Below are 23,490 nucleotides of genomic sequence, written 5' to 3' on the forward strand. Positions count from 1 at the left end.
ATGTCAGAGTTCGCCAGCCCCCGGAGCGGTTCCACCCTCCGCCGTGCCGTGAACTCCTGTTGTCGCCTCTGTTCCTGCTGTATCTAGGCGCCCGCGTCCCACCGCGCGCCGCCCCCAGGAAGCACAGAGGCCGCCCGCGATTCCCGTCCCACGGACATCCCGGATCCGGCTGATCCCGACACACCAGCCGACTCCTCCGAGGACGACTCCCGTGCGCATGATCCGCATCCGCGAGCGGAACCGCGACCGCAACAAGCTCGCCCGCCGCAGCCCCGCCACCGTCCGCACCGGCACCCCCGCCGACGCCCGGACCCGCCAGTGGGCCGACGGCCTCAGCGACGTCTCCATCGCGGGCGACCCGCTCGCCTTCCCGCACCTGGCCCGCACCGACCTGCCGGCCCACCCCACCAGCGTCGCCGAGTACGCCCGGCTGGTGCGCGAGATCGCCGCCGACCGCGCCCGCTGGGAGCCGCTGGTCCGCTACGACGCGCTGACCCGCTGGTACGCCCGGCTGGAGACCGGCCCCGGCTACGAGGTCTGGCTGCTCAGCTGGCTGCCCGGCCAGTCCAGCGGCTTCCACGACCACGGCGAGTCCTCCGGCGTGATGAGCGTCGTCCGGGGCGAGCTGGTCGAGCGCTCCCTCACCCCGACGGGTGAGAAGACCCGGGAGCTGCGACCGGGCGGGCAGAGGGTGTTCTCCGCCGGGTACCTGCACGAGGTCGTCAACGGCGCACTCGAACCCGCCGTCTCCATCCACCTCTACACCCCGGGCCTGACCGAGATGAACCAGTACGGCGCCACCGCCGTCCCCGAGCAGCACCCGGAGCGGCAGGCGCAGGCCGGATCGCACTGATCCCGGCTGACGGAAAGTCCGACCGTGGCAGGATGAGCCCCATGCGCATCGTGGCACTGGCAGGCGGAATCGGCGGAGCGCGCTTCCTGCGCGGGCTCCGCGCGGCAGTCGGACCGCAGGACGAGATCACCGTCATCGGCAACACCGGCGACGACATCCACCTCTACGGCCTCAAGGTCTGCCCCGACCTCGACACCGTGATGTACACCCTCGGCGGCGGCATCAACGAGGAGCAGGGCTGGGGCCGGACCGACGAGACCTGGTCCATCAAGGCCGAGATGAAGGAGTACGGCGTCGGCCCCGAGTGGTTCGGGCTCGGCGACCGGGACTTCGCCACCCACCTCGTGCGCAGCCAGATGCTCACCGCCGGGTACAGCCTCAGCCAGGTCACCGAGGCGCTGTGCGTGCGCTGGAAGCCGGGCGTGCGGCTGCTGCCGATGAGCGACGACCGGGTCGAGACCCACGTGCGGATCACCGACGAGCAGGGCACCCGGGCGATCCACTTCCAGGAGTACTGGGTCAAGCTGCACGCCGCGGTGGACGCCGAGGCGATCGTCGCGGTCGGCGCGGACACCGCCAAGCCCGCGCCCGGCGTGCTGGAGGCGATCGCCGAGGCGGACGTCATCCTCTTCCCGCCGTCCAACCCGGTGGTCTCGATCGGCACCATCCTCGCCGTCCCCGGCATCCGGGAGGCCGTGGCCGCCGCGCCCGCCCCGGTGGTCGGGCTCTCCCCGATCGTCGGCGGGGCGCCGGTGCGCGGCATGGCCGACAAGGTGCTCGCGGCGGTCGGCGTCGAGGCCACCGCGGACGCCGTGGCGCTGAACTACGGCTCCGCCCTGATCGACGGGTGGCTGGTGGACACCGTGGACCAGGCCTCGGTGGCCGCCGTCGAGGCCGGCGGGATCGCCTGCCGGGCCGTCCCGCTGCTGATGACCGACGTCGAGGCGACCGCCGAGATGGCGCGCGCCGCGCTGGCCCTGGCGGAGCAGGTGCGCAAGTGACGCTGGAGATCCTCGGAGTCGACGGCATCCCGGAGGTCACGGCCGGGGCGGACCTGGGCGAGCTCATCGCCAAGGCGGGGACGTACCAGGACGGCGACATCCTGCTGGTCACCTCGAAGATCGTCAGCAAGGCCGAGGGCCGGCTGCTGCACGCCGCCGACCGCGAGGCCGCGATCGACGCCGAGAGCGTCCGGCTGGTCGCCCGGCGCGGGCCGATCCGGATCGTGGAGAACCGCAACGGCTTCGTCATGGCCGCCGCCGGCGTCGACGCCTCCAACACCGCCCCCGGCACCGTGCTGCTGCTGCCCGAGGACCCGGACGCCTCCGCGAGGGCGCTGCGGGCCCGGCTCCGGCAGCTCACCGGCCGCCGGCTCGCCGTCCTCGTCACCGACACCTTCGGACGGCCCTGGCGCGACGGGCTGACCGACGTCGCGATCGGCGCCGCCGGGCTCGGCGTCCTGGACGACCACCGGGGGCGCGTCGACGGCCACGGCAACACGCTGGAGTCGACCGTCATCGCGACGGCCGACGAACTCGCCGCCGCCGCCGACCTGGTGAAGGGCAAGACGACCGGCGTCCCGGTGGCGGTGGTGCGCGGACTCGGACACCTCGTCACCGCCGAGGACGGCGAGGGCGTCCGGCCGCTGGTGCGGCCCTCCGCGGACGACATGTTCCGGCTCGGCACCTCCGAGGCGCTGCGCCAGGCCGTCACCCTGCGGCGCACCGTCCGCTCCTTCACGGCGGAGCCGGTCGACCCGGGCGCCGTCCGGCGGGCCGTCGCCGCCGCCGTCACCGCGCCCGCCCCGCACCACACCACGCCGTGGCGGTTCGTGCTGCTGGAGTCGGCGGACACCCGGGTGCGGCTGCTCGACGCGATGCTCGCCGCCTGGCAGCGCGACCTGCGCGAGCTCGACGGCTGGGACGAGGAACGGATCGCCCGGCGCACCGCCCGCGGCGACGTCCTGCGCGACGCCCCGTACCTGGTGGTGCCCTGCCTGGTGACGGACGGCTCGCACGACTACCCCGACCGGCGCCGGGCCACCGCCGAACGGGAGATGTTCACCGTCTCGGCCGGCGCCGCCGTGCAGAACCTGCTCGTCGCGCTCACCGGCGAGGGCTACGGCTCCGCCTGGGTCTCGTCCACGATGTTCTGCCGCGACACCGTACGAGCGGCCCTGGACCTCCCGGATGGCTGGGACCCGATGGGCGCCATCGCCGTCGGTCGCCCCGCCGAACCCCCGAAGCCCCGCCCGGAGCGCAGTGCCGACGCCTTCATCGAGGTGCGGTAGGGCCTGTCGCAGCGGAAGCGGACCGGCTCAGCGGCGGCGGTGGTCGTTGGGGGCCAGGCGGGGGCCGTAGCGGGGGGCCCGGGCGCCGGCGGCCAGCAGGAGGCGGCAGAGCCGGTGGCGCTGGGGGCGGTAGGGCTCCAGCAGGGCGAGCATCTGGGCGTCGTCGCTGCGGGGGCGACCGGCCAGGGCCCAGCCGACCAGGTTGGGCAGGTGGAAGTCCCCGACCGAGACCGCGTCCGGGTCGCCGTTGCTGCGCTGCAGCGTCTCGGCGGCCGTCCAGACCCCGATGCCGGGGACGGCGGTGAGACGGGCGAAGGCCTCCTCGTGGCCCATCGCCGAGGCCTCCTCCAGCCGCGGCGCCAGCCGGACCGCGCGGATGACCGTCGCGGAGCGCTTCGGGTCCACGCCCGCCCGGTGCCACTCCCAGCTCGGCACCAGCGCCCACTCGCGGGCCGACGGCGCCACCCGCATGCCCTCGGCCGGGCCCGGCGCCGGGGTGCCGAAGTCCCGCAGCAGGGTACGCCAGGCGCGGTAGGCCTCGTCGGTGGTGACCTTCTGCTCCAGGATCGCCGGTACCAGCGACTCAAGCACCAGCCCCGTCCTGGTCAGCCGGACCCCGGCGGTACGGCGCTGGGCGTCCCGCAGCGGACCGGGCGGCAGGACCAGCGACTCCGGGGCGTCCTCGGCGCCGAGCAGGGCGGGGACGCGGTCGAGGAGCCAGTCCGCGCCCGGACCCCACGCGCTCGCCTCGACCTCGCCGGTGGCCGGACGCGGCAGCACCCGCAGGGTGCCGACACCGGCCGGGGTGCGGGAGGCGCGCCAGACGGCGCCGTCGCCGGTGCTGCGGTACACCGGGTCGGCGGGGCCTCGGCGCAGCGGGAGCAGGGTGCGGGCGACGTCCAGCGGGAAGCCCGGGCGCCAGCGCCGTACTGCCTCCACCGCCGTCGCCTCCTGTGTCGCCTCCGGATATGAACGATACGCGCGGGGTCGGACAGGCCCGGAGGGGCGCCGGCGGGCGCCGCGCGGCACGAAGGTCCCGCGCCCCGGGCGGGACGCGGGAAGCGGAGGGGGACGGGGAGAGCGGCGGGTCAGCGGGCCTGGAGCCGGGCCCCGGCCGCGCGCAGGTCGGGCAGGCGGGCGTAGAGGGCGTCACCGGGGCACTCGGTGGCGACGCCGTCGCGGTGGCCGGAGATGGCGTCGAACTCGACGACGGTGCCCAGGGGGTAGCGGCTGGAGCTGGAACCTGAGGTGAGCTTGGTGCGGCCGTCGGTGGCGCGGCCGGTGAGGCCGAGCTTCCAGGCGGAGATGGCGGCGAGGCCGTCGAGGAGGGGCTGGGGCGGCTGGTCGTCGACGTAGGTGCCGATCGCGGCGACGCCGGAGGTGTCGGTGTTGAAGCCGAGGGTGTGGGCGCCGTGGACGGGCTGCTCGACGCCGCCGGCCCGGCCCTCGTAGACGGTGCCGCAGCGGTCGACCAGGAAGTTGTAGCCGATGTCCCGCCAGCCGTTGGTCTTCACGTGGTACTGGTAGATCGCCCGGATCATCCGGGGTGCGTCGGAGCAGTCGTAGTCGGTGGCGGTGTCGGTGTGGTGGATGAAGACCGCGCGGACCGGGCCGGTGTAGTCGAAGTCCTTCCCGCGCAGTGACTCGTCGGCGCCCCAGCCGGCCCGGGTGACGATCGCCGGACGCGAGGCCTGGCCGGTGAGGAGCACGCTAGGCGGCCCGACGGAGGACCCCACGGGCGGCTCCGCGGGCAGGGTCCGTACGGCGGCGGAGGCGGCGCCGGGCCCCGGGTCGACCAGGTCGACCCGCAGCCCGGGCGGCACTCCGGCGGGCCCGGGCCGCAGTTCGACCGCGACGCCGTCACTGCGGCCGGTCCAGAGCGGGGCGGTGGCGCCGTGCGCCGGGTGGTCGGGGCCGTCCCCGGCGTCGGCCTTCAGCCGGCGCCAGTCGCTCCAGCGGCCGGTGGCCGCGTCCCGGGTGCGGACCTGGGCCACCGCGCCGGCGAGCGCGTCAGCCGGGCCGTCCCAGCCGAGGCCGAGGAGTTCGAACGGCGGGGTGTCGCGCGGGGCGAGTCCGGCCCCGGCGGGCAGCGGGAGCGTGGTGGTCGAGCCGCCGCCGGCGAAGTCGTGGCGTTGCGGGGCGGGCGAGGGGGGCGAGGGGGTCGCGGTGGCGGCGGGTTGGAGGAGGAGGGCAGCGGTGCAGCCGGCGAGCAGGGCGGCCGGTAGTGAAAGGCGCATGAAACGGATCGTCGCCGCAAAACGGACCGCCCGCCACGCCGCTCCGCACCCGTTCGGCCGCCCCTCCCGGCCTCCCACCCGAAGGCCGTAGGCTGGGGCGCACCATGACTGCGCCTTTCGCTGCCGATGCCCGCACCCCCGTCGAGCTGCTGCACGCATTCCTGCGCGGCGGCACCCCTTCGGTCGATCCCGCGGCCCCGCTGGTCACCTTCTACGACGACGCCACCGGCGAGCGGGTGGAGCTGTCCGCCCGCACCTTCGACAACTGGGTGGCCAAGACCGCCAACCTCCTCCAGGACGAGCTGAACGCCGGTCCCGGCGACCGGGCGGCCCTGCTGCTGCCCGCCCACTGGCAGAGCGCCGTGTGGCTGCTGGCCTGCTGGTCCGTCGGGGTGACGGCGGTGCCTGGCGGCGACCCTGCCGCCGCCGACCTGGTGGTCAGCGGCCCGGACGGGCTGGAGGTCGCCCACGCGTGCGAGGGCGAGCGGGTCGCGCTCGCGCTGCGCCCGCTCGGCGGCCGCTTCCCGCAGCGTCCGGACGGCTTCCTCGACTACGCCGCCGAGGTGCCCGGCCAGGGCGACCGCTTCGCGCCGTACTCCCCCGTCGCCCCGGACGAGCCGGCCCTGGAGACCGCGGTGGACGGACTGCCCCTGAAGCTGACGGGCGAGCAGACCGTGGCACTGGCCCGGGAGGGCGCGGTCCGGCTCGGCCTGAAGCCCGGTGACCGGGTCCTGTCAACCCTGTCCTTCGACGACTGGTCCGGTCTGGAGGCCGGTCTGCTGGCGCCGCTGGCGGCCGGCGCCTCGGTGGTGCTGTGCCGCAACTCGCAGGGGCTGGACGCCGGGCAGTGGGAGAAGCGGACGGAATCCGAACGGGTGACACTGCGCCTCGGCTAACCCCCGGGCCGGGCCTGGCGGGTAGGGATCGCTGCCATGGCCGAGGACGACACCGAGCACCCCCCGACCGCCACTCCCCCGACGAACGGCCCCGCTCAGGAGGGCCAGTCGGCGGACACCCCTCCGGCCGGAACGAAACGCCCGCGCAAGCGCCGGCGGTGGCTGATGATCACCGCCGGCGCCGTCGCGTTCCTGCTGGTCGCCACCGGGGCGCTGCTCTGGATCGCCTACCGCAAGCTGGACGGCAACATCCGCACCGACTCGGCCACCGACCGGCTGCTCGCCAAGCTGGAGGCCGAGCGGCCGAGCCGCACCGCCGGGGCGCGGGGCGCCGAGAACATCCTGCTGATCGGCAGCGACGACCGATCCGGCGCGAACGGCTCGTACGGCGGCGAGGCCGGCAGCCAGCGCTCGGACACCACGATCCTGCTGCACCTGGCCGCCGACCGGAAGCACGCGACGGCGGTCTCCGTCCCGCGCGACGTCATGGTCGGCGTGCCCGCCTGCGAGAAGCCGGACGGCACCCTCAGCCGACCGGCGCTGATGCAGTTCAACCAGGCCTTCGAGACGGGCGGTCCGGCCTGTTCGATCCGCACGGTCGAACAGTTGAGCGGCATCCGGATCGACCACTACGTGATCCTCGACTTCAGCGGCTTCAAGACGATGGTGGACTCGATCGGCGGGGTCGAGGTGTGCGTGCCGCAGCCGATCCACGACAAGGACGCCCGGCTCGACCTGCCCGCCGGCCGGCAGGTCCTGCACGGCGAGCAGGCGCTCGGCTACGTCCGGGTCCGGGAGAGCCTGGGCGACGGCAGCGACACCCAACGCATGGGCCGCCAGCAGCAGTTCCTGGCCTCGCTGATCCGCAAGGCGCAGTCGCAGGGCGTGCTGCTGAACCCGGCGAAGCTGTGGCCGGTGCTGAACGCCGCCACCTCCTCCGTCCGGGCGGACGGCGGGCTGTCCTCGCTCGGCGCGCTGTACGACCTCACCCAGGACCTGCGCGGTGTCCCCTCGGCGGACGTGGTCTTCCTGACCGCGCCGCGCCGCCCGTACCACTACGACTCGGACCGGGACGAGTTCGTGCAGCCGCAGACCGGCCAGCTGTTCGCGGCACTGCGGGACGACCGGCAGGTCGCCGTACGGCCGCCCGCGTCCGTGTCCTCGCCGGGCCCGGCCGCGGGGACGGGCCCCACCCTGGCGCCGGGCCAGGGAGCGGGCACCGGGACGACGCCGACGGCCGACGCGGCGGCGCTGGCGGACACGTCACCCTCGGCGAGCACCGCACCCACCTTCGAAGGACGCACCGCCGACGTGGACGCCTGCGCCCCGCACTGAGCCCGGCACCCTGGACCGGCCCGCCCGCCGATCCGGACGCTTCCGCAATTGCTCGGCCGCGAGCGGTATTTGGCTCCGCACTGCCGGAACGTGGCGGAGATCACACCGGGAACGACTCCTCCGTTCGGCTCGTCTAGTGTGTCCGGATCGGCCTGTCCGCGCGGGCGGTCCGTAGCCGTGACCGGTCGAAGGTAGGGAACCCCGTGCACGAGGAGCAACCGGAAGCCGGACGGTACCGGGTGGAGCCGCCCCCCGGCGTCCCCCGGCAGCGCCGCCGGGCCGCCGAGGCACCCACCGCACCGACCGCATCGACCGCACCGACCACGGAGGGCCGCCGGGACAGCCGGCGGCGGGCGGCCGCGCTCGCCAAGCGCAGCCGGCGCCGACGGGCGCTCAAGTGGACGGCCGGGGCGGGCGCCCTGGTGATGGTGGCGGGCTGCGGTGGGGCGTACTACCTGTACCGGCACTTCAACGACAACCTGACCTCGGTCAAGGTCCAGCTGGGCGACGAGTCCGAGCGCCCGGCGGCCGCCGGGGACGCGCTGAACGTCCTGGTGATCGGCACGGACAGCCGGGAGGGCCTCGGCCGCGAGTACGGCGACGAGGGCAGCACCGGGCACGCCGACACCACGCTGCTGTTCCACATCGCCAAGGACCGCTCCAACGCGACGGTGGTCAGCCTCCCGCGCGACCTGATGGTGCCGATCCCGGAGTGCCAGAACGCCCAGGGGAAGAAGATCCCGGGCTCGACCCGGAGCGAGTTCAACAACAGCCTCGGCCAGGAGGGGCGCGACGCGGGCTGCACCTGGAAGACCGTCGAGAAGACCACCGGCGTCCGGGTCGACCACTTCGTGCAGGTCAACTTCGAGGCGGTGAAGACCCTCTCCACCGCCGTCGGCGGGGTCGAGGTCTGCGCGGCCAAGGACATCAACGACTCCGGCTCCCACCTCAAGATGACCAAGGGCCGGCACGTGGTCCAGGGCGACGAGGCGCTGGCCTTCGTCCGCACCCGGCACGCGGTCGGCCAGGGCGGCGACCTCACCCGGATCCCGCTCCAGCAGCAGTTCATCAGCTCGATGATCCGCAAGATCAAGAGCGACGACACCCTGACCAGCCCGAGCAAGCTCTACAAGCTCGCGGACGCCGCCACCAAGGCGCTCACCGTGGACTCCGGCATCGGCAGCGTGGACAAGCTCAAGGACCTCGCGCTGGACATCAGCAAGGTGGACACCAAGAACATCACCTTCACCACCGCGCCCGTCCTGGACGACCCCAAGGACAGCGACCGGGTGATCCTCAAGCAGCCGGACGCCGGGCAGCTGTTCGCGATGATCGCGGGCGACCGCTCGCTGACCGAGACCGCCGCGCCGCCCGCCACGGAGGCCCCGGCCACCGACGCCGCGTCGCCCGCGCCGCAGGCCCCGGCCGCCACCGCGCCGGCCACCACGACGGCCGCCGCGCCGGCCCTCCCCGCCAAGCTCGTCCAGCTGACGGTGCGCAACGGCAGCGGCACGCGCGGGCAGTCCGGGCCGACCGTGGAGAAGCTCCGGACGAAGGGCTACGACAAGGCCGCGGTGGGCAGCGACGCACCGCCCGCCGACACCACGACGGTGTCCTACCCGTCCGGCCGGGAGGCCGAGGCCCAGGCCCTGGCCGCGGCCCTCGGCCTGCCCGGCGACGCCGTCCGGCCGGCCGAGAAGGCGGACCCGAAGGGCGGGCTGCTGCTGGTGCTCGGCAAGGACGTGCTGGCCGCCCCGACCGGCCCGGCGGCGGTGCCCACCGAGGCGCCCGAGGACCTCCAGCGGGTGCAGGCGGACGACACCGACGTCTGCGCCAAGTAGCCGCCGGAGCACGGGGGTTCCGTGCTGCTCCGGCTGCCGCTCCGCGGTCCGGGGGGGGCACTGTCGGCCGCGGTCCGGGGGGGACTGTCACTCGGCGGTCCAGGGGCACCGCCGGCCGCGGCGGCCCGCTCGTCGAGGTCCGCGCCCGGCTCGGTCCCGGCCCCGGCCGACCCCGCCGTCGACTGCCGCCCTGCGCACCGGCGGCAGCGGGGCCGACGCCGGTCACGAGCGGGTGGCGAAACGAATCAGCGGGTGTGCGGGTCGGCGGTGTGCGGGTCAGCCGGCCTTCGAGAGCACGTCCTTGGCGGACGGGCCGACGCTGGCGATCACTCTGCGGGCCAGCGAGCGCGGCGAGGTCAGGAAGCCGAAGCCCCAGCTGAGGTGCATGGTCGCGAGGGCCACCGGCAGCAGCGCCTTGGCCTTGAACGACAGGCCGCGGCCCTCGACCGCCGCACCGCCGAGGATGCCCAGCAGGTAGGCGCCGGGCACCGCGAGGAAGGCCGGGTGGACGGCGGCGCCGAGCGCCACCCCGAGGACGACCGCGGCCAGCGCGGCCGGCGGGGCGAGGTAGCGCATGTTGACCGAGCCGCGGTGGTAGCGGGTGACCACCCGGCGCCAGCGGCCGTAGTCCTTGTACTGCTTGGCCAGCGCCCGCACCGAGGGGCGGGGCCGGTACGTCACCTTGAGCTGCGGGGTGAACCAGACCAGTCCGCCGTCCTGGCGGATCCGGTAGTTCAGCTCCCAGTCCTGGGCGCGGATGAACTCCTCGTTGTAGCCGCCGAGCTTCTCCAGCACCTCGCGCCGGAACACCCCGAGGTAGACGGTGTCCGCCGGGCCGGCCAGGCCGCCGGTGTGGAAGGCCGCGTTCCCGACGCCGATCTTGGAGGTCATCGCGGCGGCGACCGCGTGCTCCCACTCGGTCTCGCCCTCGGCGTGCATGATGCCGCCGACGTTGGCCGCGTCCATCTCGCCGAGCAGCCGGACCGCCGTGGTGATGTAGCCCGGCGTGAGCAGGCCGTGACCGTCCACGCGCACGACTATCGGGTGCCGGGAGCCCCGGATCGCGGCGTTCAGCCCGGCCGGCGTCCGGCCGGTGGGGTTCGCCACCGTCCGCACCCGCGGGTCCTCCGCCACCAGCTCGGCCGCGATCTCCGCGGTGCGGTCGGTGGACGGCCCCAGGGCGATCACCACCTCCATCGGCCCGGGGTACTCCTGGTCCAGGATGCGGCGGACCGCCGTGCGCAGGTGACGTTCCTCGTTGAGCACCGGCATGATCACGGAAACAGCCGGCAGCTCCTCAGCAGCCTTGGTGTTCATCGGGGCCAACCGTACCGGTGCGGACACGTCCCCGTCTTGTCCCGGTCAGGGCCTTCCGGGACGCCTCGCGGCGCGACACGGGCGCTGTGATCAAGAACACCGTACTCCCCCTCGGAGGCGGGCCGGAAGCGGTGTGGATCCGGTGTCGGTCCGGGGCGGGTTCAGAGTGCGTAGTGGGCGACGGTGAACACCGCGTAACCGGTCAGCGCGAGCCGGTTGACCAGGTGCTGGGGGCCGCCGAGGCGGTCCGGCAGGGCCTGCGCCGGGCGCAGGTCGGGGCGGTGGGCGGCGGTGGCGACGGTCCTGGCCAGCGCCGCCGGGTCGTACCGGCCGCCGAAGAGCGCGGCCAGCCAGACCGTCGGGCGGTTGAAGAAGGAGAACTCCCGGCCGCCGCGCACCCGGATGGTGAGCAGGTCCCGGTGCACCGCCGCCGCGGTGATCTCCGACCACCGGTAGTCGCGGGTGCGCAGCGCGGTGGCCACCCGCAGACCGTCGCGGTCGGCCACCAGCTGCCAGGAGAGCGCCTGGGCGCAGGCGAGGATCGCCAGCGAGCCGATCCACAGCGGGCGCAGCAGCCCCTCCCACCAGCCGTCGTCGTCGAGCAGCACGACGGCGGCGGCGACCAGCAGCGCCGCCAGCGGCCCGGCCGCCGCCCGCAGCGGCAGCGGCATCTCCCAGCGGCGGGCGGCGAGTGGCTCGGTGTCCGGACCGGGTTCGGGGGCGGCGGCGACCGTCTCGGCGGTCAGCGCGGCGACGGCGAGCTCGCGCTCGCGGTAGCGCCCGGAGCGCCGGCCGAGGCGCGGGGCCCGGGCGGCGGGGGCGACCACGGCCGCCACCCAGTGCGGGTCGCCGTCCAGCAGGCCGGGGCGGACGAGGAGCTGGTGGTCGGGGCCGTCGGGGCCGACGTAGAGCACGGCGGGCACGCTGCGCCCGGCCCGGGCCAGCCACTCGGCGGCCTCGGCCGGGGTCGCCCGGTCGAACAGTTCCTCGTCCTCGTCCTCCTCCTCGTCCTCGTCGTGGTCGAGGACGGGGTCGGGGTAGTCGTCCTCCTCGTCCTCGGTCGCCCGGTGCTCGGGCACCCAGGCCGGGGACTCGCCGTCCGGGGCGGCGGCGCGGGCCCAGCGGTAGCGGTCGCGTTCGACCAGCCGCCAGAGCCCGGGGCCGTCCGGCGGGCCGTCCAGCGGCAGCACCAGCAGGTCGCCGCGGGCGTCGGCGCGCACCCGTACGGCGAGCGCGGGGGCGGCGCCGACGAAGGCGGGCCTGCTCCGGCGGGCGCTCGCCGCGGCGGCCGAGCCGAGCAGCACCAGGCCGGGCAGGGCGATCAGGCCGCCGGCGGCCAGCTGGCCGGAGACCTCGTAGTCGTCGCCGAGGGCGCGCACCGACTCGCCGTTCACCAGCAGCGGGACGGGATCGCCGGAGCGGGGGCGGTGCTGCCACCAGACGTCCAGGTCGGCGGTGCGCTCGGGGCCGCCGCCGGGCGGCTGGAAGCGGACGGTGAGCACACCGTCCCGGTCCTCCCCGTCCACGGTGCCGGTCACCCGGGTGGCCAGGTCGGCGGCGGCGGTCTCCCGGGCCTGCGCCCAGAGGCCGTACACCGGGAAGGCCGCGGCGACCACCAGCAGCAGGACGCCGAGGGCGCGGCGCAGCACGGGTGGGCCGTCCGGGTGGACGGGCGAGGGCGCGCCGGCGGCCGCCCAGGGGTAGGGGACGGGCGGGGCCATCAGCTCGTCCAGCTGCTGGCGGGCGCGGCGGCGGCTGGCCTCGGCGCCGAGCAGGACGGCGGCGAGCAGCACGTGGACCAGCACCGCCGACCAGCGGGCGAGCGGGGTGACCAGACCCTCCGGGAGGTACCAGAGCAGGGCCAGGACGACCGGCGGGACGAACACCCGGATCCTGGCCCTGGTGGCCAGCAGGACGATCTCGGCCAGCGCCGACCAGGCGGCCAGCCCCGAACCCCAGGTGTCCCGGCAGATGTTCTGGGCGTTGCACCGGCCCACGTCCGGTTCCACCACGCTCGCCAGGATCACGAACCCGAGCGGCACCAGCGCGAGCCAGCGGCCGTCCAGCCGCCAGGCGGTCCGGGCGGCTCGCCAGCGGGCGGCGGCCGCGCCGGTGAGGGGCGCGGCGCTGGGGAGGGACGGGGCGTCCGAGGGGAACATCGGACGATCATCTCAGCCCTCCGGAGACCGGACGCCGCTCGGGCGGAGCCGCCCTGCGGGGGCGAGGACGGGGGCGGGGAACGGCACCGGGGCCGGGTGCTGTCGCGCACCCGGCCCCGGTCCCCCGTGCCCCCGTTTCCCCCGTGAGCTCCCCCGTGCCCCCGTTTCCCCCGTGGGCGTCCCCGTCCCCCGTTCCCCCGTGGGACCGCCCCGTTTCCCCCGTGCTCCGGACCCGGCGCCCGCCGGCGCCGGGTCAGTCCGTCGCGATGGCCGCGAGGACGTTCATCCGTCCGGCCCGGAAGGCCGGGACGAGGGCGGCGAACAGGCCGATCAGCACCGAGGCGACCAGCGTGATCGCCACCGTGGCGGTCGGGACGGAGAGCGTCCCGAGGCCCTGGTCCCGCAGCACCCGCTGGGCGGTGACGCCCCAGGCGAGGCCCAGCCCGGTGCCGAGGACCGCGCCGAACACCGCGATCACCACGGACTCCAGCCGGATCATCCGGCGCAGCTGGCGGCGGGAGAGCCCGATCGCCCGCAGCAGGCCGATCTCGCGGGTCCGCTCGACCACCGACAGCGCCAGGGTGTTGACGACGCCGAGCACCGCGACCGTGATGGACAGCGCGACCAGCCCGTAGATCAGGTACAGCAGGGTGTTGATCTGGGACTGGGCGAGCTCCTTGTAGCCGGCCCGGTCCTTGATGGTCAGCTGCGGGTACTCCTTGAGCCCGTCCTCCAGCGCGGTGAGCGTCTTCTCGACGTCGGCGCCGGAGGAGGCCTTGGCGAAGAAGGTCCGCACCGGCGGCTGCTCGGCGGCCGGGACGGCCTTCTCCATGGTGTCCATGGCCACGAAGGAGCCGTCGCCGAACAGTTCGCCCTTGCCGAGGACCGCGCCGACCGGCAGCGCCTGGGTGCGGCCCTGGCCGTAGTCGACGGTGACCTGGTCGCCGACCTTCAGGCCGTGGTCCTTGGCGAAGGCGGCGCCGATCGCCAGCTGGCCGCGCTGGAGCGAGTCCACCGCGCCGGAGTCGACGGTCGGCCGGAAGTCGGTGCCGAAGAAGGCCGGCGGCACGGCGCTGAGCTGGGTCTTCGCCTGCTGCCCGTCCGACAGCCGGACCTTCGCGGAGAAGAAGGACCGCTGGATGGTGATGTGGTCGATGCCCTGGGTCCGTTTGACCGCGTCCATCATCTCGGGGGTGATCGCGGTGCGGCCGCCGGAGACGATGTAGTCCGCGCCCACCGACTTGTCGATCTGCGCGCTGGTCGAGGTGACGGCCGAGGAGCTGAACACCGCGGAGGCGATCACCAGCGCCAGGCCGATCATCAGCGCGGCGGCGGTGGCGCCGGTGCGGCGCGGGTTGCGCATCGCGTTGCGCTGGGCGAGCCGGCCGGACGGGCCGAACAGCGCCGGCAGCAGCGCGCCGAGCACCCGGACGACGGCCGAGGCCAGCAGCGGGCCGAGCACCACGAAGCCGACCAGGGTGAGCACCACGCCGAGGCCCAGGTACCGGCCGCCGGTGGCGGCCTTCTCCGCCCCCGCGCCGAGCACCAGCACCGCGCCGCCGCCCGCCGTCAGCAGCAGGCCGAGGACGGTGCGGACCAGGTTGCCCCGGGACTCGGCCGGGGTGCCGTGGTCGCGCAGCGCGGCCATCGGCGAGATCCGGCTCGCCCGGCGGGCCGGGAGCCAGGCCGCGGCCAGGGTGACCACGATGCCCAGCGCGTACCCCGCGACGAACACGTCCGGCCCGATCTGCAGGTCGGCCGCCTCGAGGTCCATGCCGATCGCGGTCATCAGCTTGATCAGGCCGACCGCCACGCCCAGGCCGGCCGCGACCCCGAGGGTCGAGCCGAGCACGCCCAGGATCAGCGCCTCGACCAGCACCGAGCGGTTGACCTGCCGCCGGCTGCCGCCGATGGCGCGCAGCAGGCCGATCTCCCGGGTGCGCTGGGCGACCAGCATCGAGAAGGTGTTGACGATCAGGAAGGCGCCGACGATCGCCGAGACGAAGGCGAAGCCGAGCATCGCGTACTTCATGAAGCCGAGGCCCTTGCCGACCTGCTCGCTGCGGTCGGCCTTCTGCTCGGCCGCCGTCTTCACCTGGTAGCCGGAGCCGAGCCCGGCCAGCGCGTCCGCCTTGAGCCGGTCGTCGCCGCGGCTGCCGTCACCGTACGCCTCGACGGTGGTGAAGGCCTGCTCGCCGAGCAGCGTGCGCTGGGCGGTCGGGGTGTCCAGGAAACCGAGCGCCGCGCCCGGGTTGGTGGTGGTGAAGGTGGCGATGCCGACGATGGTGAAGTCCTGCCGACCGAGCGGGTTCTCGACCCTGAGGGTGGCGCCGAGGCCGAGCTTGGCCTTCTTCGCGGTGTCCGCGTCCAGCACCAGCTCGGTCGGGCCGCTCGGGGTGCGGCCCGAGGTGATCTTCACCGGGTTGCTCGGGGTGTCGATCCAGTTGCCGAGCAGGGTGGGCGCGCCGGTGGTCGGGCCGACCAGCTTGTTGGTGGCCGGGTTGATCAGCACGGCGTTCTCGACCAGGACCTGGCCGACCGCGCGCTTCACCCCGGGCAGCCCGGCGACCCGCTGTTCCAGCGCGACCGGGACGGTCGGCGGCTTGACGGCGGCCTGCATCTCGTCGTCGGAGGGCTTGGGCGGCTGGACCGAGATGTCGGAGGCGGTCGCGGCGAAGAGCTTGTCGAAGGTGCCGGTGGCCGTGTTGGAGAAGACCAGGGTGCCGGAGACGAAGGCCACCGACAGCACGACGGCGACGAGCGAGAGCGCCATCCGGCCCTTGTGGGCGAAGAAGCTCCGCAGTGAGGTCTTGAGCAGCATGATGGTGTCGCCCCGCCGCTCAGCTGGTGCGCTTGCCGTCGAAACGGCGCATGCGTTCGAGGACGGAGTCGGCGGTGGGCGCGTACATCTCGTCCACGATCACGCCGTCGGCGAGGAAGAGCACGCGGTCCGCGTAGCCGGCGGCGACCGGGTCGTGGGTGACCATCACGATGGTCTGGCCCAGCTCGTCCACCGAGCGGCGCAGGAAGGTCAGCACCTCGGCGCCGGAGCGGGAGTCCAGGTTCCCGGTGGGCTCGTCGCCGAAGATGATCTCGGGGCGGGCGGCCAGCGCCCGGGCCACCGCGACGCGCTGCTGCTGGCCGCCGGAGAGCTGGGTCGGGCGGTGCTTGAGCCGGCCGGACAGGCCGACCGTCTCCACCACCTGGTCCAGCCAGGCCCGGTCGGGTCTGCGCCCGGCGATGTCCATCGGGAGCGTGATGTTCTCCAGCGCGGTCAGCGTGGGCAGCAGGTTGAACGCCTGGAAGATGAAGCCGATCTTGTCGCGCCGGAGCCTGGTGAGCTGCTTGTCCCTGAGGCCGGTGATCTCGGTGTCGCCGATCCAGATCCGCCCCGTGCTGACCGTGTCCAGGCCCGCCAGGCAGTGCATCAGGGTGGACTTGCCGGAGCCCGAGGGGCCCATGATCGCGGTGAACCGGCCGCGCTGGATGTCGACGTCGACCGCGTCGAGCGCGGTCACCCTGGTCTCGCCCGAGCCGTACGCCTTGGTGACCTGACGGGCCGACGCGGCGACGGCGGACGCTCCGCCGGGAAGCTGGGGGTCGTACACGGCTGCTGGTGCCGTCGTCACTGGAGTCTCCTCAGAAGATGCGCTCACCCGTTGGCCCCCAGCCTCGCGGGCCCGCCCGCCGCGCGACATGGCGCAGGCGGTAGTCCTCGACCTGGAGTTGGCACCACCCTCCCGGTGGAGCCGGCCACCGGACCCGGCATGGCCGGGCCGCTTCCTGACGGGCGGGGATGTGAGAACCACGTTAGGAGTCGGCGGCGGACGGCTCGTCATCCGCCGGAATGACCCCTCTCAACCAAGGTTCTACGGGCCCCGGAGCGCATCCCCCTAGGGGTCGCCGCGGCCCGTCTCGGGGACGCCCCGTACGGGCCGCGGCGACGGGGCGTCAGCCCGCCAGCGCGGGTGCGGCCAGCCGCTCCAGGGCCGCGGCGAAGCCCGCCACGACCGGGGCCAGCAGCGCCTCGGTCTCGCGCTCCACCAGGGTCGTGCCGTCCTCCCGGGCGGTGATGTGGCGGTCGAGCACGAACCAGCCCTGGGTGATGTGGTCGGCGCCCATCGAGCTGAGCACCGGACGCAGCGCGTAGTCCACCGCGAGGACGTGCGCGGGCGAGCCGCCGGTGGCGAGCGGCAGGACGGCCTTGCCGGCCAGCGCGTACTGCGGGAGCACGTCCAGCAGGGCCTTCAGCAGGCCCGAGTAGGCGGCCTTGTAGACGGGGGTGCCGATGACGACGCCGTCGGCGCGGGCGAACAGCTCGGTGACGGCGACGATGTCGGGGTGGTCGAAGTCGCCCGACAGCAGCGCGTGCGCGGGCAGGCCGCGGGCCTCGAAGGGGACGACCCGGTGGCCGCGCTCCGCCAGCCGCGCGTCGACGTGGCGCAGCAGGCGGGTGGTGCGGGAGGTGGCGGACGGGGAGCCGGAAACGGACAGGACGACGGCCATGGGTTCACCTCTGGCTGGAAGCGGGGCGGCGCGGGGCGGCAGGGCGTGGTGCGGTGGGGACCGCGCTGCGGCGGGGCCGGGACCGGGAGAAGCGGTGCCGGGGCGGCACCGGGGCCGCTACGTCGGCGGACGTGCGGGGAACGCGGACGTACGGGAGACGCGAGCGCGCGGGGAACGCGAGCGCGCGGATCGTTACAGCGGGGCGAGCGTCAGCCGCGACAGAGCGAACAGGCCACACCGCGCCGCAGGTCGACGTGCCGCCGACGCGTGAGTGCCCAACGCTGATCCATGCCAGGAATGCAAACACGCCGCGTTCGAGCCGGTCAAGAAACGTTTCAGCAGCCGGAACGCCGGGTGTCCGGACGTTACGGCGGAACGATCCGGTACGTGCATCAAAACTGCTACAAGAGGCCTGGCGGACCCCCCGGGGGGAGTCAGCCCGACCCGGGTCGGGCATCCTCGTCGGCATGAACACGTGGCAGGAGGGCCGCCCGGGGGGCGGCGGGAACCCGAACGGCGGCAACGGCGGACGCGGCGCCGGTGAACGGCCGCTGCCGCCCTCGCTGAACCCGCGCGGGCCCGGGGCGGCCGCGCCGCGACAGCCGGGGCAGCCCGGGCCGTCCCGACTCGGCGGGGTCCCGCCGCAGGGGGCCGGCGGTCCCGGCGGCCGTCCGGGCGGGCCCGGAGGCCACGGCGGTCCCGGCGGTCCCGATGGTTCCGGTGGTCCGGGTCGTCCCGGTCCCGGCGGTCCGGGCGGTGCCGGTCGTCCCGGCGGTCCGGGCGGGCCCGGCGGCAGCCGCCCGTCCGGCGCCCAGGCCCGGCGCTGGCCGCGGCGGCGGATCGTGAAGTGGTCGGTCTTCGGCCTGCTGATCGCCGTCATGGTGACCGCCGTCTCCACCTGGTTCTGGGCGGACTCCAAGCTCAACCACGAGAACGTGCTCGCCGACTACCCCGGCCGCCCGGCCGCGGGCAAGGGCACCAACTGGCTGATCGTCGGCTCCGACAGCCGCCAGGGCCTCACCGACGCCGAGCAGGACGACCTGCACACCGGCCACGACACCGAGGGCAAGCGCAGCGACTCGATGATGATCCTGCACGTCGGGGACAACGGGAACACCCTGATGAGCATCCCGCGCGACTCCTGGGTGCCGATCCCCGAGCACCCCGGCAGCAACGGCAAGCCGGTCAAGGGCACCACCGCGAAGATCAACTCGGCCTTCGGCAACGGCGGCGGCCGGCTGCTGGTCCAGACCGTCGAGCAGACCACCGGCCTGCGGATCGACCACTACGCCGAGATCGGCTTCGGCGGCTTCGTCGGCATCGTCGACTCGATCGGCGGCGTCGAGATGCACATCGACCAGGACGTCAAGGACAAGGACTCCGGCCTCGACCTGAAGGCCGGCGACCAGACCCTCAGCGGCAAGCAGGCCCTGGCCTTCGTCCGCCAGCGCCACCAGATGGCCGACCAGGACCTCGGCCGGATGCGCAACCAGCAGAAGTTCCTCGGTGCCCTGGCCCACCAGGCCGCCTCGCCCGGCAACCTGATGAACCCGTTCACCTTCTACCCGCTGGTCGACTCGGCGCTCGGCACCCTGATCGTCGACGAGGACTGCGGGCTGACCGACCTCGGCTCGCTCTTCCTCGCCATGAAGGACGTCAACGGCGGCGACGGCAAGTCGCTGACCGTGCCGATCGGCAACCCGGACTTCCGGACCAAGACCGGCGAGTCCGCCGTGCTGTGGGACACCAACAAGTCCAAGCAGCTCTTCGACGCCTTCAAGAACGACACCGCGGTCCCGGAGTTCAAGTAGTCGGCCACCTCGTGTGACCGAGCCACCACAATGGGTGGATGTCACTCGTCACCGCACTGATCCGCCACCGTCGCCACCGCCTCCTGGGCCGCCTGGTCCAGGAGGCGCTCGCGCTCTACGGGATGGAGGTGCCCGCCGCCTGCGAGATCGGGCCCGGGCTGCTCGTCTACCACCGCGGCTTCGGCACCGTGCTGCACCCGTACACCACCCTCGGCGCCGGCGTGACGCTCTACAACGGCGTGACCATCGGCCGGGCCGACCCGTGGGTGCCGCAGGAGGAGAGCGCGATGCGGCGGGTGGTGGTCGAGGACGGGGCGGTGCTGTGCGCGGGCGCCAAGGTGGTCTGCAAACAGGGCGTGCTGACCGTCGGCGCGGGCACCGTCGTCGGGGCCAACGCGGTACTCACCCGCTCGACCGGGCCCGGGGAGATCTGGGCCGGCGCACCGGCCCGGAAGGTGGGGATGCGGGCGGGCGACTGGGGGCCGTCGCCGGTGCCGGCCCAGCCCGCCCCGAGCCACTCCTGAGCGGGCCGGCGCCCTCCCGGACGGACGGACCCACTCCCGGACGGGCGGACCCCTCCCGAGCGGACCTGATCAGACGAACGGCAGCAGGCCGGTGCCGCACTCCGGGAAGCGGACCAGCCACTCCCCCTCGCCGCCGGCCGCCTCGGTGGCGCCCGCGAAGCCGTAGTGGATCGGCTGCCCGTCGCCGCTCAGCCACCTCGCGTGGGTCAGCTGCACCGACAGCGCGGCCGGGCGGAGCGGGGCGGTCACCTGGGCGGTCGGGGCCGGCTGCTCCAGCACCAGTTCGTGCTCGGTCTCGCCCGGCCGGAAGGTCACCACGGTCTCGGTGCCCGGGCGGCGCGGGAGGGCGCCCGCCGGGTCCGTCCAGTACGCGGCGACCATGACCGCGAGGGTGCCGTCCAGGCTGCCGGTGTCCGGATGCACGTACTCCTCGTCCGCGACCCAGCGGGAATGGTGGCGGACCTCCTCCGGGCCCCACCGCTCGTCCCAGCGCACCCAGTAGCCCGCCACCCGCTTGACGGTCATGCCCTCGCGGACGACCCGGACGGCGAACCGCGCCGGGCCGACCGGATCGCAGCCGACCAGGGAGACCACCGTCACCTGTTCGTAGGTCACCTCGCCGTCGTCGGCGCCCTGCTCCATCATCGGTCAACCACCTTGCCGCTGAGTCGAGTTCGGCCGCGGATGGGGCCGCGTCCGAATCGAGCGTAGGGCCCCGGCCGAGGACGGCCACCCGATTGCCCGGTTCCGGCCCGGAGCGCGGCGCTCCGGGCTACCCTGCCCGCCCCACCGCGACCGGCCGCACCGGCGGGCATCGGACCGGGTGCGCGACCGGACACCCGGACGGATACGAAACCGCCCCGGAGCGGGGCGCCGGAACTCTCCGACGCCCCGCTCCGGGGCGGTGCGTGCCAGGTGGCGGCGGTCGTTACTTGACGTCGCCGACCACGCCGGACTTGGCGATGGTGATCTTGGCCGAGGTGCGGCCGCTCTGCGAGCCGAGGCCCTCGATCTTCTTGACCAGGTCCATGCCCTCGACGACCTCGCCGAAGACGACGTGCTTGCCGTCCAGCCAGTCGGTGACGATGGTGGTGACGAAGAACTGCGAGCCGTTGGTGTTGCGGCCGGCGTTGGCCATCGACAGCAGGCCCGGGCGGTCGTGCTTGAGCTGGAAGTTCTCGTCCGCGAACTTCTCGCCGTAGATGCTCTTGCCGCCGGTGCCGTTGTGGTTGGTGAAGTCACCGCCCTGGAGCATGAAGGCCGGGATCACGCGGTGGAAGCCGGAGCCCTCGTAGCCGAAGCCGTGCTGGCCGGTGGCCAGCTCGCGGAAGTTCTTGGCGGTCTTGGGGACGACCTCGTCGAACAGCTTGAAGACGATCCGGCCGGCCGGCTTGTCGTTGATCGTGATGTCGAAGAAAACGTTGGAAGACATGCAGGCGATGATGGCACGATCACCTGATCGGCGCTCGGCACCCCCGGCCGGGCGGGGCCGCGCGCGGCCGCGCCACCCGGTCGCGCGGTCCGGCTCCCGCGCCCCACCGGGCCGGCGCCGCGGAGGTTAACATCGTTGCCGGATCCAGGACTTGGCGCGGCACGGCGACCGGGGCGGCGGGGTGGACGGCATGCGGATCGGTGAACTGGCCCGGCGGACGGGTGTGAGCGAGCGCTCGCTGCGCTACTACGAGCAGCAGGGCCTGCTGGCCGCCCGCCGCACCGAGGGCGGGCACCGGGAGTACCCGGAGGCCGCCGTCGACCGGGTGGTGCACATCCAGGAGCTGTTCGCGGCCGGACTGCACAGCCGGACCATCTACAAGATCCTCCCCTGCATGCGGGACTCCGACGGCGGCCCGAACGAGATCGCCACCCCGCTGCTGGTCGAGGAGCTCACCGCGCAGCGCGAACGGATCGACCGGACGATCAACGACCTGATGCGCTCCCGCGAGGTGCTGGACGAGGTGATCGCGACCGCCGCCGGGAAGCCGCCGACCGCCTCCGCGCAGCCGGCGGCCCCCTCCGAGGCCGCGTAGGAGCCCTCAGCCGAGCGGCGGGAGGTCCCGCTCGGCGACGGCCTGGTCGCCGCTGGTCTCCCCGGTCGGCCGGAAGCCGAGGCGGGCGTAGAACTCCGCCGGGCCGTCCGGACCGGGGTGGTAGGTGACCGTCGCCCGGGTGCCGCCGCGGCGGCGGATCTCCGCGCAGACCTGCTCGACGGCGAAACGGCCGTAGCCGCCGCGCTGCCGCTCGGCGTCGACCAGCAGCCGCCACAGGCCGGAGCGGGGGAGGTCGCCGGGGCGGTCCGGGTGGAAGGTGATGTCGAAGAAGGCCATCACGAAGCCGACCGGCCGCCCGCCGTCCAGGATCAGCCGGGGCCAGGCCGTCTCCCCGTACGCGTACGCCTCGGCCAGCGACTTCACCACCGGCGCCACCAGGCCCTCCTGGCCGGGGCGGACCCGCAGCGCGAGGGCGGCGTCGATGTTCTCGGGGGTGATGGGAGCCAGGCTGAGCGCGGGCGGCATGATCGGCATGGCGGGCAGCCTAGAGATCACGGCCGCCCGCCGTCGCACGGTTTTCCGGGCGCCCCGCCGGGCGGGGCTACCGCCCGGGGCTACTGCCCGGCCGGGAAGTCGGTGCCTCGGCCGACCTCCGCCCAGGCCTCGGTCTCCCGCCGCGCCTCGTCGAGGGTGCCGAGGACGCCGTCCACCGCGTCGCCGCCGAGCGCGAGCCGCAGCGGGGTCCGCTCGGCGGCCAGCGCGGCCAGGATCGCCTCGGCGGCCTTCACCGGATCCCCGGCCTGCTTGCCGTCGGAGTCCGGCAGCCCGCTGCGGACCGGGCCGACGATCGGGTCGTACGCCTCGATCGGGGTGGAGTGGGCGAGCGCGTCGCCGCCCGCGAAGCCGGTGCGGAACGCGCCGGGCTCGACGATCAGCACCTTGACCCCGAAGCCGGCCACCTCCTTGGCCAGCGCCTCGGACAGCCCCTCCAGGGCGAACTTGGTGGCCGAGTAGGCGCCCACGCCGGGGAAGCTGAAGCGGCCGCCCATGCTGCTCATCTGCACCACCGCGCCCGAGCCCTGGGCCCGCAGGTGCGGCAGCACGGCCCGGGTGAGGGCGGCCGGGCCGAAGAAGTGCAGCTCCATCAGGTCCCGCAGCTCGCGGTCGGTGGACTCCTCGACGGCGCCGATCAGCCCGCGCCCGGCGTTGTTCACCAGGACGTCGATCCGGCCGTGCTGCCGGACGGTCTCCTCGACGACGACCGGGATCCGCTCCTGGTCGGTGACGTCCAGCCGGACCGGGAACAGCTTGCCGGGGTGCCGGGTGGCCGCCACCTCCAGCGTCTCGGGGCGCCGGACGGCCGCCACGACGGTGTCGCCGGCCGCCAGCGCGACCTTCGCGATCGCCCGGCCGAAGCCGGAGTTGGCGCCGGTGATCAGCCAGACCTTGCCGGCGGGGTCCTGCTCGGGAGTGCTGCCCATGATCGTCGATCACTCGCAATCGTCGCGTGCTGCCCATGAATTGACGATCATTTATGACACCGGCACGGGCGCCGCGTCCAGGACGGTTCGATGCCGGACGACATACGGCCCCCGACCGCGGACGGGCGGTCGGGGGCCGTAGGAGCAGGTCAGGGACGGTTACGGGAGGTTGCGGGCCATCACGATCCGCTGGACCTGGTTGGTCCCCTCGTAGATCTGCGTGATCTTCGCGTCCCGCATCATCCGCTCCAC

At 74.4% G+C, this 23,490-nt stretch carries 21 protein-coding genes; 9 read left to right on the top strand and 12 right to left on the bottom strand.

Translation table 11 applies throughout. The annotated features are described in order from the left end of the window. Positions 1–211: 211 nt before the first annotated feature. The 3 genes from ACGF0D_RS38450 to ACGF0D_RS38460 are packed head-to-tail and all read left to right on the top strand — an operon-like array spanning position 212 to position 3,143. A complete protein-coding gene (locus ACGF0D_RS38450; protein WP_392884454.1) occupies positions 212–853 on the top strand; it encodes a cysteine dioxygenase in 642 nt (213 codons plus the stop codon). Between the two features lie 41 nt (positions 854–894). Then, on the top strand, positions 895–1,854 hold the full coding sequence (gene cofD, locus ACGF0D_RS38455; protein ID WP_392924544.1) for a 2-phospho-L-lactate transferase: 960 nt from the start codon (positions 895–897) through the stop codon (positions 1,852–1,854). Next, positions 1,851–3,143 (top strand): coenzyme F420-0:L-glutamate ligase, encoded by a 1,293-nt coding sequence (locus tag ACGF0D_RS38460; RefSeq protein ID WP_392924546.1) that lies wholly within the window; start codon positions 1,851–1,853, stop codon positions 3,141–3,143. The genes cofD and ACGF0D_RS38460 overlap by 4 nt, the downstream gene beginning before the upstream one ends. A gap of 27 nt (positions 3,144–3,170) precedes the next feature. Here the strand turns inward: ACGF0D_RS38460 and ACGF0D_RS38465 are convergent, their stop codons facing one another. Both ACGF0D_RS38465 and ACGF0D_RS38470 read right to left on the bottom strand, forming a co-directional pair. Then, positions 3,171–4,082 (bottom strand): DNA-3-methyladenine glycosylase family protein, encoded by a 912-nt coding sequence (locus ACGF0D_RS38465; protein WP_392924549.1) that lies wholly within the window; start codon positions 4,080–4,082, stop codon positions 3,171–3,173. Between the two features lie 149 nt (positions 4,083–4,231). Continuing rightward, a complete protein-coding gene (locus ACGF0D_RS38470; protein ID WP_392884447.1) occupies positions 4,232–5,380 on the bottom strand; it encodes a peptidoglycan recognition protein in 1,149 nt (382 codons plus the stop codon). Positions 5,381–5,484: 104 nt separating this feature from the next. Here ACGF0D_RS38470 and ACGF0D_RS38475 point away from each other — a divergent pair, with 104 nt between their 5' ends. From ACGF0D_RS38475 to ACGF0D_RS38485, 3 genes are all read left to right on the top strand, one after another. Then, positions 5,485–6,276: a TIGR03089 family protein gene (locus ACGF0D_RS38475; RefSeq protein WP_392884445.1), complete on the top strand. Its 792-nt coding sequence runs from the start codon at positions 5,485–5,487 to the stop codon at positions 6,274–6,276. Between the two features lie 36 nt (positions 6,277–6,312). After that, complete coding sequence (locus tag ACGF0D_RS38480; protein WP_392924551.1) at positions 6,313–7,611, top strand: LCP family protein; 1,299 nt, start codon at positions 6,313–6,315, stop codon at positions 7,609–7,611. A gap of 203 nt (positions 7,612–7,814) precedes the next feature. Further along, positions 7,815–9,452, top strand: coding sequence for an LCP family protein (locus ACGF0D_RS38485; protein WP_392924554.1), 1,638 nt, complete (start codon positions 7,815–7,817; stop codon positions 9,450–9,452). 276 nt (positions 9,453–9,728) lie between these two features. On the opposite strand, the gene ACGF0D_RS38490 is transcribed toward ACGF0D_RS38485, so the two are convergent. The 5 genes from ACGF0D_RS38490 to ssuE form a co-directional block, all read right to left on the bottom strand. After that, entirely contained in the window at positions 9,729–10,769 is a 1,041-nt protein-coding gene (locus ACGF0D_RS38490) for a glycosyltransferase family 2 protein (RefSeq protein WP_392884441.1), read from the bottom strand. Positions 10,770–10,930: 161 nt separating this feature from the next. Further along, the gene (locus tag ACGF0D_RS38495) at positions 10,931–12,928 is read right to left on the bottom strand and encodes a hypothetical protein (RefSeq protein WP_392924557.1); all 1,998 of its coding nucleotides are present in this window, start codon (positions 12,926–12,928) and stop codon (positions 10,931–10,933) included. A gap of 253 nt (positions 12,929–13,181) precedes the next feature. After that, the gene (locus tag ACGF0D_RS38500; protein WP_392924560.1) at positions 13,182–15,749 is read right to left on the bottom strand and encodes an ABC transporter permease; all 2,568 of its coding nucleotides are present in this window, start codon (positions 15,747–15,749) and stop codon (positions 13,182–13,184) included. A gap of 19 nt (positions 15,750–15,768) precedes the next feature. Continuing rightward, the gene (locus ACGF0D_RS38505) at positions 15,769–16,557 is read right to left on the bottom strand and encodes an ABC transporter ATP-binding protein (protein WP_392924562.1); all 789 of its coding nucleotides are present in this window, start codon (positions 16,555–16,557) and stop codon (positions 15,769–15,771) included. Between the two features lie 322 nt (positions 16,558–16,879). Beyond that, positions 16,880–17,434: an NADPH-dependent FMN reductase gene (ssuE, locus tag ACGF0D_RS38510; protein ID WP_392924565.1), complete on the bottom strand. Its 555-nt coding sequence runs from the start codon at positions 17,432–17,434 to the stop codon at positions 16,880–16,882. An 842-nt stretch (positions 17,435–18,276) separates the two neighbouring features. Here ssuE and ACGF0D_RS38515 point away from each other — a divergent pair. Both ACGF0D_RS38515 and ACGF0D_RS38520 read left to right on the top strand, forming a co-directional pair. Then, positions 18,277–19,245 (top strand): LCP family protein, encoded by a 969-nt coding sequence (locus tag ACGF0D_RS38515; RefSeq protein WP_392884434.1) that lies wholly within the window; start codon positions 18,277–18,279, stop codon positions 19,243–19,245. A gap of 38 nt (positions 19,246–19,283) precedes the next feature. Next, the gene (locus ACGF0D_RS38520) at positions 19,284–19,769 is read left to right on the top strand and encodes a hypothetical protein (protein ID WP_392924568.1); all 486 of its coding nucleotides are present in this window, start codon (positions 19,284–19,286) and stop codon (positions 19,767–19,769) included. A gap of 69 nt (positions 19,770–19,838) precedes the next feature. On the opposite strand, the gene ACGF0D_RS38525 is transcribed toward ACGF0D_RS38520, so the two are convergent. After that, on the bottom strand, positions 19,839–20,414 hold the full coding sequence (locus ACGF0D_RS38525) for a hypothetical protein (protein ID WP_392884432.1): 576 nt from the start codon (positions 20,412–20,414) through the stop codon (positions 19,839–19,841). Positions 20,415–20,697: 283 nt separating this feature from the next. After that, complete coding sequence (locus ACGF0D_RS38530) at positions 20,698–21,201, bottom strand: peptidylprolyl isomerase (protein ID WP_392884430.1); 504 nt, start codon at positions 21,199–21,201, stop codon at positions 20,698–20,700. 190 nt (positions 21,202–21,391) lie between these two features. Here ACGF0D_RS38530 and ACGF0D_RS38535 point away from each other — a divergent pair, with 190 nt between their 5' ends. Further along, positions 21,392–21,796: a MerR family transcriptional regulator gene (locus ACGF0D_RS38535; protein ID WP_392924574.1), complete on the top strand. Its 405-nt coding sequence runs from the start codon at positions 21,392–21,394 to the stop codon at positions 21,794–21,796. Positions 21,797–21,802: 6 nt separating this feature from the next. On the opposite strand, the gene ACGF0D_RS38540 is transcribed toward ACGF0D_RS38535, so the two are convergent. From ACGF0D_RS38540 to ACGF0D_RS38550, 3 genes are all read right to left on the bottom strand, one after another. Then, entirely contained in the window at positions 21,803–22,282 is a 480-nt protein-coding gene (locus tag ACGF0D_RS38540; RefSeq protein ID WP_392884477.1) for a GNAT family N-acetyltransferase, read from the bottom strand. A gap of 89 nt (positions 22,283–22,371) precedes the next feature. Next, positions 22,372–23,238 carry an oxidoreductase gene (locus ACGF0D_RS38545; RefSeq protein WP_392924571.1) on the bottom strand — a complete coding sequence of 289 codons (867 nt, stop codon included), beginning with the start codon at positions 23,236–23,238 and terminating at the stop codon, positions 22,372–22,374. 159 nt (positions 23,239–23,397) lie between these two features. Then, positions 23,398–23,490: acyl-CoA dehydrogenase family protein (locus ACGF0D_RS38550; protein WP_132919430.1), on the bottom strand; the 93-nt coding region annotated here is incomplete at its 5' end.

Origin of the sequence: Kitasatospora sp. NPDC048298 (assembly GCF_043201465.1) — a bacterium.
Lineage (GTDB): Bacteria > Actinomycetota > Actinomycetes > Streptomycetales > Streptomycetaceae > Kitasatospora.